The sequence below is a fragment of the Erythrobacter sp. SD-21 genome (assembly GCF_000181515.1).
Classification (GTDB): domain Bacteria; phylum Pseudomonadota; class Alphaproteobacteria; order Sphingomonadales; family Sphingomonadaceae; genus Qipengyuania.
Window position 1 is genome coordinate 244,512 of record NZ_ABCG01000002.1, and the last position, 16,583, is coordinate 261,094.

General features: G+C 64.6%; 13 protein-coding genes. 6 read left to right on the forward strand and 7 right to left on the reverse strand.

Annotation, left to right across the window (positions count from 1 at the left end):
* Positions 1-5 precede the first annotated feature (5 nt).
* Positions 6-455 carry a MaoC family dehydratase gene (locus tag ED21_RS04545; RefSeq protein WP_006832662.1) on the reverse strand — a complete coding sequence of 150 codons (450 nt, stop codon included), beginning with the start codon at positions 453-455 and terminating at the stop codon, positions 6-8.
* Between the two features lie 246 nt (positions 456-701).
* On the opposite strand from ED21_RS04545, the gene ED21_RS04550 reads away from it, so the two are divergent.
* The 3 genes from ED21_RS04550 to ED21_RS04560 all read left to right on the forward strand — a co-directional run bounded on the left by ED21_RS04550 (position 702) and on the right by ED21_RS04560 (position 8,264).
* Positions 702-1,901 carry a hypothetical protein gene (locus tag ED21_RS04550; protein WP_006832663.1) on the forward strand — a complete coding sequence of 400 codons (1,200 nt, stop codon included), beginning with the start codon at positions 702-704 and terminating at the stop codon, positions 1,899-1,901.
* 253 nt (positions 1,902-2,154) lie between these two features.
* Entirely contained in the window at positions 2,155-6,828 is a 4,674-nt protein-coding gene (gene gltB, locus ED21_RS04555; protein ID WP_006832664.1) for a glutamate synthase large subunit, read from the forward strand.
* Positions 6,828-8,264 (forward strand): glutamate synthase subunit beta, encoded by a 1,437-nt coding sequence (locus ED21_RS04560; protein WP_006832665.1) that lies wholly within the window; start codon positions 6,828-6,830, stop codon positions 8,262-8,264. The genes gltB and ED21_RS04560 overlap by 1 nt, the downstream gene beginning before the upstream one ends.
* Here ED21_RS04560 and ED21_RS04565 read toward each other — a convergent pair.
* The 3 genes from ED21_RS04565 to ED21_RS04575 form a co-directional block, all read right to left on the reverse strand.
* Complete coding sequence (locus ED21_RS04565) at positions 8,261-9,232, reverse strand: endonuclease/exonuclease/phosphatase family protein (protein ID WP_006832666.1); 972 nt, start codon at positions 9,230-9,232, stop codon at positions 8,261-8,263. The two genes, ED21_RS04560 and ED21_RS04565, sit on opposite strands and share 4 nt — an antisense overlap.
* 96 nt (positions 9,233-9,328) lie before the next feature.
* Positions 9,329-9,655, reverse strand: a complete 327-nt coding sequence (locus ED21_RS04570) for a TraR/DksA C4-type zinc finger protein (RefSeq protein ID WP_006832667.1) — start codon at positions 9,653-9,655, stop codon at positions 9,329-9,331.
* Positions 9,656-9,822: 167 nt separating this feature from the next.
* Complete coding sequence (locus ED21_RS04575) at positions 9,823-10,503, reverse strand: uracil-DNA glycosylase (protein ID WP_006832668.1); 681 nt, start codon at positions 10,501-10,503, stop codon at positions 9,823-9,825.
* Positions 10,504-10,584: 81 nt separating this feature from the next.
* Here ED21_RS04575 and ED21_RS04580 point away from each other — a divergent pair, with 81 nt between their 5' ends.
* From ED21_RS04580 to ED21_RS04590, 3 genes are read left to right on the forward strand one after another with little or no spacing between them, the layout of a single operon-like run.
* Positions 10,585-11,208 (forward strand): ribonuclease D, encoded by a 624-nt coding sequence (locus ED21_RS04580; protein ID WP_006832669.1) that lies wholly within the window; start codon positions 10,585-10,587, stop codon positions 11,206-11,208.
* Between the two features lie 18 nt (positions 11,209-11,226).
* Entirely contained in the window at positions 11,227-11,895 is a 669-nt protein-coding gene (gene lptC / locus ED21_RS04585; RefSeq protein ID WP_006832670.1) for an LPS export ABC transporter periplasmic protein LptC, read from the forward strand.
* On the forward strand, positions 11,895-12,446 hold the full coding sequence (locus ED21_RS04590) for an LptA/OstA family protein (protein WP_006832671.1): 552 nt from the start codon (positions 11,895-11,897) through the stop codon (positions 12,444-12,446). Before lptC ends, ED21_RS04590 begins: the two co-directional genes overlap by 1 nt.
* A 64-nt stretch (positions 12,447-12,510) precedes the next feature.
* Here ED21_RS04590 and holA read toward each other — a convergent pair whose 3' ends face one another.
* From holA to leuS, 3 genes are read right to left on the reverse strand one after another with little or no spacing between them, the layout of a single operon-like run.
* A complete protein-coding gene (gene holA, locus ED21_RS04595) occupies positions 12,511-13,554 on the reverse strand; it encodes a DNA polymerase III subunit delta (RefSeq protein ID WP_006832672.1) in 1,044 nt (347 codons plus the stop codon).
* A complete protein-coding gene (gene lptE / locus ED21_RS04600) occupies positions 13,551-14,051 on the reverse strand; it encodes an LPS assembly lipoprotein LptE (protein WP_006832673.1) in 501 nt (166 codons plus the stop codon). Before lptE ends, holA begins: the two co-directional genes overlap by 4 nt.
* Positions 14,051-16,564, reverse strand: coding sequence for a leucine--tRNA ligase (gene leuS / locus ED21_RS04605; protein ID WP_006832674.1), 2,514 nt, complete (start codon positions 16,562-16,564; stop codon positions 14,051-14,053). Before leuS ends, lptE begins: the two co-directional genes overlap by 1 nt.
* Positions 16,565-16,583: the final 19 nt, after the last annotated feature.

A 16,583-nucleotide genomic window follows, 5' to 3' on the forward strand; every position in this document is an offset into this window, starting at 1 on the left:
GGAAATCAGACGAAATACATGGTCATCCATTCGCAGATCAGCGCAGGCTTGTCCTCGCCTTCGATCTCGATGGTGATTTCCATGATCTGCTGCCACTGGCCGGGACGCTTTTCGGTCATTTCGAGCATCTTCCAGTGGCCGCGAATACGCTTGCCCGAACGAACCGGGTTGATGAAACGCGTCTTGTTGCCGCCATAGTTCACGGCCATCTTGATCCCGTCGACCCGCGGCACGTCGCTGTTCGCGGTGAGGTAGGGGATCATCGAAAGCGTCAGGAAGCCGTGCGCGATGGTGCCGCCGAAGGGCGTCATCTTGGCCGCTTCCTCGTTCACATGGATAAACTGGTGGTCGCCGGTCGCTTCAGCGAACTGGTTGATGCGCTCCTGCGTCATCTCGACCCAATCACTGGTGCCGACCTGTTCACCGACCTTGGCTGCTACGTCCTGGGGGCTCATTCATCGCTCTCCTTGGCAAACTTGTGCGGTGTCGCGCGACTCTGGATCGCGCGGTGTGCGGGAACCTCATGGCGGAAGGATCAAAGGGGTGCAACTGCCCGAAATCTGCCGTTACGGCATTGCGGAGCAGAGCGTTTCGCCGATTGCACAAGCTGCCGGGAACAGGCATCGTTAGGTCAAAGTTAACCAAGCGAGCCTAGCGCGAAGGGCGAAGACAGGCATGACCAAGCGCCAGACAGGAACCGAATGAGCGACAGCTTCGACAACACCGGTCTCATGGGCCGGACATGGTTCAAACCGGCTATCGGGGCGTGGTTCGCGCTGCTCCTGGGCGGCGGGCTGTGGCTCATGCCGCCCCATGTCCACGCGCTGATTGCCCAGAGCACCGGCCTTGCCGGCCTCGACCCGATGTTCGCGCCGCCGGTCAGCCCGGCGGGCGTCGCGGTGATCTGCGGCGTGGTCGCGCTTTTTGGCCTGTTCCTCGGCATAGCGGTTGCCGCGCGCGTCGCGGCCGCCACCGCACCGCGCGCCTTTGCGCCCGGTTTCGAAGTGCATGACGAAAGCGCCTGGAGCGACGAGCCGGACGTCGAGGACCTCGAACAGCCGCGACGTCGCCGCGTCTTCTCCGCACGCGAGGATATCGGCGAGGAAGGCATCGCCATCAGCGCTCCGCCCCGCGAGGCCCGGGATAGCGACGAGGAAGGCGACGGCTACGAGCAGGAGTTCACTGTCGAATACGAACCCGTCGCAACGCCCGAAGAGGATTTCGACGCAGTCTATGCCGGGATGAACGGCGACTACGTACCGGCCGAGGACATGCCCGAGGAGGGTGCGCCCGTTTCCCAGACGATCGAAACCGCAGTCGAGGACGACAGCGAGGACGAAGCCGAAACCGGTTATGAATTCGCCGAGTTCGAGGAGCTCCCCGAAGAGGCAGCCGAATACGTTAGCGTCGCGGACCCCGGCGAAACCAAACCCGATGCCACGCAAGCGCCGCTCGACGACGAGGTCGTGGCCGAAGCCGAGGTCGCTCCGGCGATGGGCGACATGAGCCTCGAGGCCCTGCTCGGCCGTCTCGAGGGTGCGCTCGACGCGCATAAGGCCATGGTCGCCGAGAGCGAGGAGGCGGCGCGCCGCCCCGCGCCCCAGCCAATCCCCATGACACGCGAAACCGCCCCGGAGGGCGAGTGGGACGGGGACGAGCCGGGTGGCGACGACAACCTGCCCGAAGCCTCCGACGACGATCCCGTGATTGCCTTCCTGCGCCGCGAAGCCAGCCGCCGGATGCCGCAGCCGCCCGGCGCCGCTATTGCCGCCGCCGACGACGATGAAGAGGTTTCGGACGAGGAGGCTGAAAATGAAGGCCCCGCCTCCTCCCAAACCGACGCGCAGGCCGCCTTGCGGAGCGCGCTCGACCGCTTGGGCCAGGTCAACCGCCGCGACTAGGTCACGCTCCGCCGCAGCGGATACCTATTCGCCATGCTGCCCAATGCTGCAATGCGGCAGGAATCGGCAATTCTTGGGCCTCGTGAAATTTTCCTAAACCTTCCGCCGGTTGCAAAACCGCTTTGTTACCTCCAATAGGAAGCCTCGCGACATTTTGGCGGGCGCCGTCGTGCGGCGTTGCACAATTTCCGCGTTCCTTCCGGACCGCCAAGGTTCGTACGGGGAACGCCGGTCAGGAGGACGCTTTAAGCGAATGCAGGTTTCGGCCCATCATAACCCCGGCGAAGGCCCCCTTTCCCAGGGGCTTTACGATCCGCGCAACGAACACGATGCCTGCGGCGTCGGCATGGTCGCGCATATCAAGGGCGAGAAGAGCCACGCGATCATCGAACAGGCGCTCACCATCCTCGCCAATCTCGACCATCGCGGGGCGGTGGGCGCGGACCCGCTGCTGGGCGATGGAGCCGGCATCCTCATCCAGACGCCCGACCCGCTGATCCGCAAATGGGCCGAAGCGCATGAATACGACCTGCCGGCGGAAGGCGATTACGCGCTCGCCATGTGCTTCCTCCCGCAGGAAGAAGAAGCGCGGCAGTTTGTCGAGAGCCAGCTTGAACGCTTCGCCGAGAAAGAAGGCCAGCGCGTCGTCGGCTGGCGCGATGTGCCCACCACTCTGGACGGGCTGGGAGATGCGGTCATCGCCTCCATGCCGGTCATCCGCCAATGCGTGATCGCCCGCGGCATGAACTGCGCCAGCCGCGAGGCCTTCGAGCGCAAGCTGGTGGTGATCCGCAAGCAGACGCTGAACCCGCTCGCGGCGCTGGAAGCGAAGCACAATATCCCCGGCCTCAGCCAGGCCTATATCCCGAGCTTTAACAGCCGCACCGTGGTCTACAAGGGGCTGCTGCTCGCAAATCAGGTCGGCAGTTTCTACGACGATCTGCGCGATCCCGATTGCGTCTCCGCGCTCGGCCTCGTGCACCAGCGGTTCAGCACCAACACCTTCCCCAGTTGGCGCCTCGCCCACCCCTATCGCTTCATGGCGCATAATGGCGAGATCAATACGGTTCGCGGCAATGTGAACTGGATGGAAGCGCGCCGCCGGACGATGGAAAGCGAACTTCTGGGCGCCGACCTCGACAAGATGTGGCCGCTTATCCCACATGGACAATCGGACACCGCCTGCCTCGACAACGCGCTCGAGCTGCTGCTGACGGGCGGGTACAGCCTCGCGCATTCGATGATGATGCTCATGCCCGAAGCCTGGGCGAAGAACGAGCTGATGGATCCCGCGCGCCGCGCGTTCTACGAATATCACGCCGCACTGATGGAGCCATGGGACGGGCCCGCTGCCGTCTGCTTTACCGACGGCAAGCAGATCGGCGCCTGCCTCGACCGTAACGGCCTGCGGCCTGCGCGCTGGTGCACGACCAAGGACGACCTCGTCGTGCTCGCTTCGGAAAGCGGCGTCCTGCCGTTCGAGGAAGACGAGATCACCCGCAAGTGGCGCCTCCAGCCGGGCAAGATGCTGCTGATCGATCTCGAGGAAGGCCGCATCGTCACCGACGAGGAGCTTAAGGCCGACCTCGCCGCTGCCGAGCCTTACGAGGCGTGGCTGGAGAAGGCGCAGTACAAGCTCGCCGACCTCGACCATATCGAGCCCGACCTTTCCGAAATCGCCGAGAGCACCATCCCGCTGCTCAACCGCCAGCAGGCCTTCGGTTACACGCAGGAAGACATCAGCCGCTTCCTCGAACCGATGGCCGCCAATGGCGAGGACCCCATCGGCTCGATGGGCACCGATACGCCGATTGCGGTGCTCTCCGAAAAGAGCCGCCTGCTTTACGACTACTTCAAACAGAATTTCGCGCAGGTCACCAACCCGCCCATCGACCCGATCCGCGAAGAACTGGTGATGAGCCTGCTCTCCATGATCGGCCCGCGCCCGAACCTTCTGGGCCGGGACGGCGGTACGCACAAGCGCCTAGAAGTATCGCAGCCGATCCTCACCAACACCGACCTTGCCAAGATCCGCTCGGTCGAAGTGGCGCTGGACGGGGCGTTCCGCACCGCGACCATCGACATCACCTGGGACGCCAGCACGGGCGCGGATGGTCTCGCCATGGCGCTGAAGGAGATGTGCTGGGCCGCGACCGAGGCGGTGTTGGGCGATGCCAACATCCTCATCCTGTCCGACCGCAATCAGGGGCCGGACCGCATCGCCATGCCCGCCTTGCTGGCGACGGCGGCGGTGCACCACCAGCTGGTGCGGCAGGGGCTGCGCATGCAGACCGGCCTCGTCATCGAAACCGGCGAAGCGCGCGAGGTGCATCATTTCTGCGCGCTGGCGGGCTATGGCGCGGAAGGCATCAATCCCTATCTTGCCTTCGAAACGCTGGAAGACCTGCGCGCGCGCAAGCTGCCCGATCTCGATCCCGAGGTGGTGCAGACGAACTTCGTCAAGGCGGTTGGCAAGGGCATTCTCAAGGTCATGTCCAAGATGGGCATCTCAACCTATCAGTCCTATTGCGGCGCGCAGATCTTCGACGCGGTCGGCCTGTCGAGCGATTTTATCGACACCTATTTCACGGGTACTGCGACCACCATCGAGGGCATTGGGCTCAAGGAAGTGGCCGAGGAAACTGTGCGCCGCCATGCGCAAGCCTTCGGCGACAGTCCGCTTTACAAGGGCATGCTCGATGTCGGCGGCATCTACCAATACCGCATCCGGGGCGAGGACCACGCCTGGACCCCGCAGAACATCGCCAACCTCCAGCACGCGGTGCGCGGGTCGGACCCGAAGAATTACGAGGAATTCGCCAAAAGCGTGAACGAGCAGTCCGAACGGCTGCTGACGATCCGCGGCCTGATGGAACTGAAAAAGGCCGAACGTCCGCTCGACATCGATGAAGTCGAACCGGCAGCCGAGATCGTCAAACGGTTCAGCACCGGCGCGATGAGCTTCGGCTCGATCAGTCACGAAGCGCATTCGACGCTCGCCATCGCAATGAACCGCATCGGCGGGCGTTCCAACACGGGCGAAGGCGGCGAAGAACCCGAACGCTTCCAGCCGCTCGACAATGGCGATTCCATGCGAAGCCGGATCAAGCAGGTCGCCAGCGGGCGTTTCGGCGTGACGGCGGAATATCTCGTCAATTCGGACGATATCCAGATCAAGATGGCGCAGGGCGCAAAGCCCGGCGAAGGCGGCCAGCTGCCCGGACACAAGGTCGACAAGCGCATCGGCAAGGTGCGCCATTCGACCCCCGGTGTGGGCCTCATCTCGCCGCCGCCGCATCACGACATCTACTCGATCGAGGATCTGGCGCAGCTGATCCACGACCTGAAGAACGTCCAGCCGGACAGCCGCATTTCGGTGAAGCTGGTGAGTGAGGTGGGCGTGGGCACGGTGGCGGCGGGCGTCTCCAAGTCCAAGGCCGACCACATCACCATCTCGGGCTATGAGGGCGGCACGGGTGCAAGCCCGCTGACCAGTCTGACGCACGCAGGATCCCCGTGGGAAATCGGCCTTGCCGAAACGCAGCAGACGCTGCTCCTCAATGACCTTCGCAGCCGCATCGCGGTGCAGGTCGACGGCGGCCTGCGCACGGGCCGCGATGTCGCCATCGGCGCGCTGCTGGGCGCGGACGAGTTCGGTTTCGCCACCGCCCCGCTGATCGCTGCGGGCTGCATCATGATGAGGAAGTGCCACCTCAACACCTGTCCCGTCGGCGTCGCCACGCAGGATCCGGTGCTGCGCAAGCGTTTTACCGGCACGCCCGAGCACGTAATCAACTACTTCTTCTTCGTCGCCGAAGAGCTCCGCCAGATCATGGGCGAGATGGGCTTCCGCACCGTCGAGGAAATGGTCGGCCGCGTCGACAAGCTCGACATGCGCCGGGTGCGCCGCCACTGGAAGGCGCATGGCGTCGACCTTGGTCGCATCCTCCACGAGGTGCCGCTGAAGGAAGGCCAGCCGCTCCATCACACCGAAACGCAGGACCACGGTCTTGCCGCCGCGATGGATGTCGAGCTGATCGAGGCCTGCAAGCCGGCCATCGAAAGCGGGCAGGCGGTGCAGCTGACGCGCTCCATCCGCAATGTGAACCGCACCGTCGGCACGATGCTCTCGGGCCGGATTGCGGAAGCCTATGGCCATCACGGCCTGCCGCAGGACACCATTCGCATCGACCTCACCGGCGTGGCCGGGCAGAGCTTCGGCGCCTGGCTCGCCCATGGCGTGACCATGAGCCTGACCGGCGATGCCAACGACTATGTCGGCAAGGGGCTGTCGGGCGGGCGGATCGTGGTGAAACCGCCGCAGGGCGTGGGCCGCGAGCCGACCGACAACATAATCGTCGGCAACACCGTGCTCTACGGCGCGATTGCGGGCGAAGCCTATTTCGCCGGCGTTGCGGGCGAACGCTTCGCCGTGCGCAATTCGGGCGCGGTCACCGTGGTCGAGGGCACGGGCGACCATGCGCTGGAATACATGACCGGCGGCGTCGTCTGCGTGCTCGGCAAGACCGGGCGCAACGTGGCAGCCGGCATGAGCGGCGGCATTGCCTATGTCTATGACCCCGACGGCGAATTCGACCGCCTCGTCAACCACGCGCAGGTCGATATTCTCGACGTGAAACCGGGCGACGGGGAAGGCGCGGAGAAAAGCTGGGGCAAGCCGCAGCAACGCGCTGTTTCGGTCGAGAACCCCGGCATGGGCGACCCGCTCTACCACGATGCCGAACGCCTCAAGGTGTTGGTCGAACGCCACCACCTCCACACCGGTTCAGGCCACGCCAAGGCGCTGCTCGACGAATGGGGGAACGAACTGAAGAACTTCCGCAAGGTGATGCCGCGCGACTACGCGCGCGCGCTCAAGACGCTCGAGGACGAGCGCGAGGACGCAGCAATGGAGGCTGCAGAATAATGGGCAAGGAAACCGGCTTTCTCGAATACGAGCGCGAGGATCGCACCTATCTCGACCCCGCGGAGCGGCTGAAGAACTACAAGGAATTCACCGTTCCGCACGATAAGGACGCGCTGCAGAAGCAGGCCGCGCGCTGCATGAATTGCGGCATTCCCTATTGTCACAACGGCTGTCCGGTGAACAACATCATCCCGGACTGGAACCACCTCGTCTACGAGGACGACTGGAAGAACGCGCTCGAAGTCCTGCACTCGACCAACAACTTCCCCGAGTTCACCGGCCGCGTCTGTCCCGCCCCCTGCGAGGCTGCCTGCACGCTGAATATCGTCGATGCACCGGTGACCATCAAGAGCATCGAATGTGCCATCATCGACCGCGGCTTCAAGGAAGGCTGGGTCAAGCCGCAGGTCCCCGAGAAGCAGACCGGCAAGTCGGTCGCGGTTATCGGCTCCGGCCCCGCAGGCCTTGCCGCCGCGCAGCAACTGGCGCGCGGGGGCCATGCCGTCACCGTGTTCGAAAAGTCCGACCGGCTCGGCGGATTGCTTCGCTACGGCATTCCCGACTTCAAGATGGAAAAGCACCTCATCAACCGCCGCGCGGTGCAGATGGAGGCCGAGGGTGTGCAGTTCCGCACCTCCAGCGAGGTCGGCGTGGAAGTCAGCTTCGAGGCGCTGAAGGAGAATTTCGACGCGGTGGTGCTGGCAGGCGGCGCGGAAGAGGCGCGCATGCTGCACATCCCCGGCGCGGAGCTTCCCGGTGTGCGCTTCGCGATGGAATTCCTCACCCAGCAGAACAAGCGCAACGCGGGCGACGACGAAGTGCGCGCCGCCCCGCGCGGCTCGCTCACCGCGACCGACAAGCACGTGATCGTGATCGGCGGCGGCGACACCGGCAGCGATTGCGTGGGCACCAGCAACCGTCAGGGCGCGGCCAGCGTCACCCAGCTCGAAATCATGCCCAAGCCGCCCGAACACGAGGACAAGGCGCTGACCTGGCCCGACTGGCCGGTGAAGCTGCGCACCTCCTCCAGCCACGAGGAAGGGGTCGACCGCGACTGGGCGGTGTTGACCAAGCGTGTGGTCGAGGAAGGCGGCCAGGTCGCCGGCCTCGAATGCGTCCGCGTGGAATGGCAGGGCGGCAAGCTGGTCGAAGTGGAAGGCAGCGAGTTCACGCTGAAAGCCGACCTCATCCTCCTCGCCATGGGCTTCACCGGCCCCAAGCGGCGCGGCCTGCTCGACCGGGCGGGCGTCGAACTGGACGGGCGCGGCAATGTAAAGGCCGACACCAACCGCTACGCCACCAGCGAACCGCACGTCTATGCCTGCGGCGACATGCGGCGCGGGCAGAGCCTCGTCGTCTGGGCCATCCGCGAGGGACGCCAATGCGCCCGCGCTGTGGACGAGGCGCTGATGGGGGTTAGCGAGTTGCCGCGTTAGACCCGTTGTTTCGCACAAAGGTCAGCCCGCATAGCTCGATGGTCGGATCCATTGTCAGGCATGATCTCAAAGCCGCGCAGGCCCATGTTTCCCTTCAACATGATCTGATCCAGCGGCCAGCCGAGTAGCAGCAGGTTCGAGGGAAAGGTGGGATAGGTCCCCCGTCCGATACGCGGGTCCATCCAGTTGCCACCCTCGCGAAACTTCGTGGTCGTGCGTGACCAAGGCACATCGTTGAAATCGCCCATCGTTACCGCATTGGGTAGATTGTCGGGTGTTTTCGCACCGGCATCGACGATGTTCCGGTCACGCTCCCCGGTATCCCAGCCTGGCAGGGGTGGTTTGGGGTGAAGGCCGATGAATTCGAAAGCCGAACTACCGGGGATCTCGATTGTGGCGTAAAGCGTGGGCGTGTCGCGATGCGTATTTTCGAGCATTTGCGAACTGCGCACCGGCAAGCGCGAGGCGAAGATCATGCCAAACGCCTTTGGCTGGATTTCCGAGAGGGTTTGCCGATATCGGCCCACGACAGGGGCAAGCGCATCGGCCCATTTCTGATCGGTCTCCATCAGGAGCAAGACATCGGGATCGACCGCGTCGATCTGGTCGATCACGCTCTGGAAATCGGTATTCTTGACCTTCACGTTCACCGCCAGCGCGGTGAAGCACCGGTCATTACCTTTGGGCTCGTAGAAGGCGATTTCGTTTCCGGCGAGAGGATTATAAGGCCAGATGCGCCATGCGTGGATCAGCGCCACGACCAAGAAGGTGCCCGCAATCAGCCAGCGCAGCTGCCGCACGAAGAGCGCGGCTAACACGGCAAGCAGAATACCGACATAAGCGAAGGGTTCGCGCACCAGATCGACTGCACGAATGAACCATTGATCGCTAGGTATGAGCGAAATCAGCGTTGTGATAAGTGCCGTCGCCGCAACCGCGGCGAAGATGATGCGGACTGCCTTGTCCATGAATTCCCCTTTTATTTCTCGACAAGTGAGCGCTTGGAGACCCGTGAAAGTTCCGATTGTTTGCCATAGGATTAGCGGGCGGTGCCCGAGCGCCGACTACCCCGCGCAGTCGACGCATCGGGCGACGCTGGGATCGTGCGCCAACCGTTTCCCGGCAATCTCATTCCCGCAAGCGCTGCACCAGCCCCATTCCCCCTCGTCGAGCCGCGCAAGCGCCGCTACGATGCGCGCGCGTTCGGCGACGCGGCGGCGCGCGGTGGCCTGAGCCATGGCCTGCTGCTGAATCGCGTCCATCCGACTGAGGCGGCCGACACTGTCCTGTTGCAGCTCGACCGTGTCGCGTGAATCCGCATTGGCCGCGTCCTCGGCATCGAGTGCCTCGCGGCGGGCGATCAGTCGGATACGAGCTTCTTCCTCGGTCATGAAAGCGTTTTCCTACAGAGCCTTGGCAATGGCAAGTTCGCGCCATGCAGCCATTCGGGAATCCTACAAATGCGCGTATTTCAGGGAGCGCACGCACAGGCCGCGGATTTTCCGCCAAGACCGTGTTCCAGCCTGTAGCGTTGCGCCCGGCCAGTCCAACATCCGTCCTACACGCGCCAGTCCACCGCCCCGCGCCCATGCTCGACAAGGAAGCTGTTGGACCGGCTGAACGGCTTCGAGCCGAAGAAGCCGCGGTGCGCCGAAAGCGGGCTGGGGTGCGGGCTCTCGATGACTAGGTGGCGCCCGTCGCGCAGCCCGTCGATCCGTTTCGCCTGGGCCTGCGCGTGGCTGCCCCAGAGGATGAAGACGCTGGGCGCGTCGCGCGCCGCCACCGCCGCAACGCAGGCATCGGTCACCGCGTCCCAGCCGCGTCCGGCATGACTGCCCGCCTTGCCGTCCTCCACGGTTAGCGTGTTGTTGAGCAGCAGCACGCCCTGCCGCGACCAGTGCGAGAGGTCGCCGCTAATCGGAGTCTCCCCGCCCAGATCGCTCGCCAGCTCCTTGTAGATGTTGCGCAGGGACGGAGGCAGCTTCACACCCTCTGGCACGGAGAATGCAAGGCCCATCGCCTGGCCCGGCCCATGATAGGGATCCTGCCCGAGGATCACGACCTTCACCGCGTCGAGCGGGGTCAGTTCGAGCGCCTTCAACCGCTGTCCGCGCGGCGGATAGACGGTCTTGCCTGCCGCCTCCTCCGCCCGCAGCCAAGCGCCCAGCGCACGTGCCTCGTCGCGGGCAAGGACCGGTTCCAGCACGGGACGCCAGCTTTCGGGGATGCTCTCCTTCATGACCGTCTTTCTGGACCCGGAGCGAGCGTCGGACCAGTGGCCCCTTCCCTCCTATCCCCGATGCGCCTAAGGCCCTTGGCCATGGCAGTGCATTTCCACGAAGAAGACCTTCCCGAAGACGTCCTCGCCGATGGCCCCGTGGCCGTCGATACCGAAACCATGGGCCTCGTCACGATCCGCGACCGGCTGTGCGTCGTCCAGATCAGCGACGGGAACGGCGACGAGCACCTCGTGCGCTTCGGGCCCGACAGCGATTACGACGCGCCGAATCTGAAGGCGGTGCTGGGCGATCCGGAAAGGCTGAAGCTCTTCCACTTCGCGCGCTTCGACCTGGCCGCCATCGAGTACTACCTCGGTGTCACGGCCGCGCCGTGCTATTGCACCAAGATTGCCAGCAAGATGGTGCGCACCTTCACCGATCGCCACGGCCTCAAGAATCTGGTCGAAGAACTGCTCGGCGAAAGCATGAGCAAGGCGCAGCAGAGCAGCGACTGGGGCGGCCCGGTCCTGAACGACGCGCAGCGCGACTACGCGGCGAGCGATGTGCGCTTCCTCCACCGGATGAAGGAAGAGCTCGACCGCAGGCTCGAACGTGAAGGCCGGACGGAACTTGCACAGGCCTGTTTCGATTTCCTTCCTGCACGCGCGCATCTCGATATTCTCGGCTGGGACGATCACGACATCTTCAGCCACGCTTCAGCCTAGGAAGGATAGAACCAGCCCATGGTGCTCCGCAAGCGCAGGATGGAAACGCAGGAGGCGAAGCAATTGCGCTCGCGCCGCCAGCATTTCGCCGCGCCCGGCGGCAGCCATGACCGGCTGGTCCGCTTCCTCTCCCGAGCGCTGCCGATGGGCGTTGGCGCGCTGGCGGCGATGATGATCATCACCCCGCTGTCCCCGCGCGGGGAAATCAGCTTCCTCCTCGATCGCAACGAGGTGGCGGTGATCACCGAACGCCTGCGGGTCGACAACGCGCTTTACCGCGGACAGGACGATGAGGGACGCCCGTTCTCGCTCACGGCTGGCGAAGCGGTCCAGAAATCAAGCGCGGAAGGCATTGTCCGGATGGACGATCTCGTCGCCCGCATGCTGATGGCCGACGGCCCGGCACGCGTCGAAGCGCAAGGCGGGCAATACGATATCGATGAAGAGATCGTCGCCGTGAACGGCACCATGCGCATGGAAGCGGCGGATGGCTACTCGATGCGCGCGAGCGGCGTGGTGCTGGATCTCGAAGACAAGACACTGGTCGGTGCCGGCGGGGTCGAGGGCGCAATTCCCGCCGGGACCTTCCGCGCCAACCGGCTCGACGCCGATCTCAACCAACGCCGGATCACCCTGTCGGGCAACGCGCGGCTGCGCATGGTACCCGGAAAGCTGAGGATGCCGTGATGAAAAAGCACCTGCCCGCCATGGCAAAAAGCGCCCTTTTCGGTTTCGCGCTCACTGCCGCCGCGCTCGGCGGCATCCAGTTGAGCGCGCAGGCGATCGCCGCGCACAATTCCAACGCGCCCGTTTCCTATGCGGCGGACCGGATCGAGCTGCAGGACCGCCAAAATCGCGTCGTGCTCTCGGGCAACGTCCAGATCACGCAGGCCGAGCTCAATCTCAACGCGGCGCGCACCATCGTGAACTATTCCGACGCGGGCAGCCTCAGGATACAGCGGATCATAGCGACCGGCGGGGTCGACGTCTCGCGCGGCAACGAGCGCGCACGCGGCGATACGGCGGTCTATGACTTCAACCGCCGCGTCATCACCATGGCCGGCAATGTCCGCCTCAACCGCGGCGGCGACACGCTGAACGGGGGCCGATTGGTGATCGATCTAGCGAGCGGCGTGTCCAGCATCGACGGGCAGGCGAGCGGGTCCTCGGGCGTGACCGGCAACAGCACCAATTCGGGCGGCCGCGTGACCGGCACTTTCTCCGTTCCGGAGGACTGATGCGAAAACCGCGGGATCACTTCTTGCGCCTCGTTGCCGCGCGGCTGCAGAAATGGATGGAAGGCTAGCGGCGACCCGCGCCCGCGACTCGCGCAATTCCGGTCAGGCCTTGGGCCAGCAGCAATTCCGAAGACTGGCTGTTGGTCAGCAATTCGCGATGCAGTTCGGTCAGGCGCAGTGTGAGGCGATCAAGCTTGGGGCCGCGCCAGCGCTGAACCTGTTCGGCGATGTCGCGCTCTTCCTTCCAGAAAATGCCGAGCCGCGCCTTCTCGCCCTTGTCGAGATCCTGATAGCGGCGATTGCCCAGCGCCGCCGAAATCCGCGCCAGCTGCGCCGCACGCCGTTCGATGGCCAGCAGCGTGCCGACCGGGTTTAGCCCGATCTGCTTCATCCGCGCGATCTCGGTGGCGACCTTCGGCCCCTGCCCCGCCAAAACGGCGTTGACGAGGCTGGCGAAACCGTCTTCCTCGCTGGCCGCACCGATGGCATCCAAATGCTCCATCGCCGCCGGTCGCGGTGATTGCGGGGTTGCGTCGAGATAGGTGGCGAGCTTGGTCACCTCGCTCTGCGCCAGCCGCACGTCGAGATTGGCAGCGCGCGCGATCCGCTCGGCCACTGCGCTGTCCAGCTTCAGCCCCGCCGCATCGCCCATGCCGCGCACGCTTTGTGTCACCGAACGCAAGTCGGGCGGATAGAACATCGCCACCACCGCATCCTTGCGCTTTTCGAGTAGCTTGGCGGTGCGCGACTTGTCGGTGGCCGAGGTGGCGACGACGATCACCGGCCAGGCCTCGCCCGCGCCCATGTCGCCCGTTTCGAGCAGCGTCTTGAGCGCCTCATGCGCTTCATCCCCTGCCACGCGCGACCAAATGTGGCGCTTGTCGCCGAAGAGCGATGTGGAACGCGCCTCGTCGCCCAGCTTTGCCGGATCGGCGCGCAATTCGGCGCCCGGTATCTCGACCCGTTCGCCGGGTTCGGGGAGCATCGCGGCAATGTCGTTGGCCGCCGCGCTCGCACCCGCTTCGTCCTGGCCGCAGAAAAAGAAAACCAAGCAGTTAGCCGCGACATCGCGCGACTTGGCGGCAAAATCGCGGCTGGTGAGCTTCACTGGTCGCCCGAATTCCGATCGCGCAGCGTCAGTGCGACGCGCGTCACGATCCGGTCCGCGATCTCGCGGCTGAGGTTTTCGAGCGCGGTGTTTTCGGCTGCGATGGTGGCGTATTCGCTCGACACAACATCGATCCCGGCGTCGGTTCCCTCGGTCGCGTCAAGCAGGATTTCGCCCGTGCCCGCATCGACCAGCTGGTAGCGCGCGCGAAGCGTACGCCGCTCGCGGCTTACCGTATCGTCGGCCAGCACGGCGAGGCCTTCGAGGCTGTCGTCCAGGCGCACGTCGAGCCGGTAGCGAAAGCTGGTCACGCCGGCCGCGCCCAGCTTGTCGTTCAGCGCGTTGCGCACCAGCCAACCGGCCTTGCCCGGGATCGGCGGCACGTCGACCGCCGCCAGCCCCTGCGCCACCGCCCCGCTGCCGCCGCCCGCATACATGGGGCGGAGCGAACAGCCGGTCAGCGCCAGCGCGGCAAGCAGGAGGACGAGAATGCGCATCAGGTGACGATATTCACCAATCTATCGGGCACCACAATGACCTTGCGCACTTCTGCACCATCGAGTGACCGCTGGACCTTCTCCGATGCCAGCGCCATCGCCTCGAGATCTTCCTTCGAAGCGCCCTTGGGTGCGGTCAGCGTGTCGCGCAGTTTGCCCTTGTGCTGGACGGCAATCGTCACCTCGTCCTCGACCAGCAGGGCCGGATCGGCTTCAGGCCATGCCGCGTCGGCGACCATCCCGGTTTCGCCAAGGCCGGCCCATGCCTCTTCGGCAAGGTGCGGCATCATCGGCGCGACGAGCTGGACCAGCGTGCGAATTGCCTGACTGCGGCTTGCCGAGGGTGCGGCCTTCTCGACCGCGCCGGTGAGTTCGTAAATGCGCGCGACGGCCTTGTTGAAGCCCAGCGCCTCGATATCCTCGGCCACCGCGGCCACGGTCTGGTGGGTCTTGCGCAGCAGGGCCTTGTCCTCGCCCGACGCGCCTGCGTCATAGGCCGCGAAGAGGCGCCAAAGGCGATGGACGAAACGCGAGCAACCCTCGATCCCGGCTTCCGACCAGGGAAGGTCGCGCTCGGGCGGGCTGTCGGAGAGCATGAACCAGCGCACCGCGTCGGCGCCGTAAGTGTCGATGATTGTATCGGGGTCGACGACGTTTTTCTTCGACTTCGACATCTTGATGACGCGGCCGATTTCGACCTCGCCGCCATCGTCCTTGAGCACCGCCCGCTCGGCTTCGCGGCTGATTTCGTCGGGCGCGTAATAGACGGTCTTGCCGCCGGTCTTTCGGCTGTAGGTCTCATGCGTGACCATGCCTTGCGTGAACAGCGAAGCGAAGGGTTCCTTCACCTCGATCTGGCCCATGTGGGCGAGTGCCCGGGTCCAGAAGCGCGCGTAAAGCAAATGCAGGATCGCGTGCTCGATGCCGCCGATATACTGTTCGACCGGGAGCCACCTGGCCACTTCTTCCGCATCGAAGGCCTTGTCGGCAGGCTGGCTCGCAAAGCGCAGGAAATACCAGCTCGAATCGACGAAGGTGTCGAGCGTATCGGTCTCGCGTTCCGCCTTGCCGCCGCACTTGGGGCAATCGAGATGTTTCCATGCTTCGTGGCGAAGGAGCGGGTTGCCGGGTGTCTGGAAGTCGACATCCTCGGGCAGCGTGATCGGCAGGCTGTCCTTGGGCGCGGGCACAACGCCGCAGCTATCGCAATGGATGAAGGGAATCGGTGTCCCCCAATAGCGCTGGCGCGAAACGCCCCAATCGCGCAGGCGCCAGACGGTCTTGCCCTCGCCCCGGCCCTGTTGCTCGATGCGGCGGATGATTTCGCGCTTGGCGTCTTCGACTTCCATTCCGTCGAGGAAGGCCGAATTGACGATCACGCCGTCGCCCGCCTCGGCCTCGCCATCGAAGCCCTTGCCCGCCTCTTCCACGCTCGGCGCAACGACGCGCGGTATGGGGAGGCCGTATTTGGTGGCGAATTCGAAGTCGCGCTGGTCGTGGCCGGGCACCGCCATGATCGCACCGGTGCCGTAATCCATCAGCACGAAGTTCGCGATGTAGACGGGCAGGTCCGCGCCGGTGAACGGATGCTTCGCGGTAACGTCGGTGTCGAAGCCAAGCTTCTCGGCGGTTTCGAGTTCGGCAGCGGTGGTTCCGCCCTTCTTGCACTCGGCGATGAAAGTGCGTGCCTCGTCGCTGTCGAGCGCTTGCGCGACCGGATGGTCAGCGGCGACCGCAACGAAGCTCGCCCCAAAGATCGTATCGGGGCGCGTGGTGTAGACCGGCAGTTTTTCGCCGTTGGAAAGATCGAAGGTGAACTCGAGACCCTTCGACTTGCCGATCCAGTTTTCCTGCATCAGCCGGACCTTGTCGGGCCAGTTCTCGAGGCTTCCCAGCCCTTCGAGCAGTTCCTCGGCGAAGGCGGTGATCTTGAGGAACCACTGGTTGAGCTTGCGCTTCTCGACTTCCGCGCCCGATCGCCAGCCCTTGCCGTCGATGACCTGCTCGTTGGCGAGCACGGTCATGTCGACCGGGTCCCAGTTGACCTCGCTTTCCTTGCGATAGACCAGACCCGCTTCGTAGAGATCGATGAAGAGCGCCTGCTCGTGGCCGTAATAATCGGGCTCGCAGGTCGCCAGCTCACGTGACCAGTCGAGCGCGAAGCCGAGGCGCTTCAATTGCGCCTTCATGTGTTCGATATTGTCGCGGGTCCAGGCGCCCGGATGCACGCCCTTTTCCATCGCGGCGTTTTCCGCCGGCATGCCGAAAGCGTCCCAGCCCATCGGGTGCAACACCTCATGTCCGGTCGCCTTCTTGTAGCGCGCAAGGACGTCGCCCATCGTATAGTTGCGCACGTGGCCGATATGGATGCGCCCCGAAGGATAGGGGAACATCTCGAGCACGTAGCTCTTGGGCTTGTCGGAATTGCTGTCGGCGCGGAAAGTCTGCGCCTCGTCCCACGCGGACTGCCAGCGAGCATCGGCCGAAGCCGGATCGAAACGGGTATCACTCATGTGGTTGCCTGTAAGGATT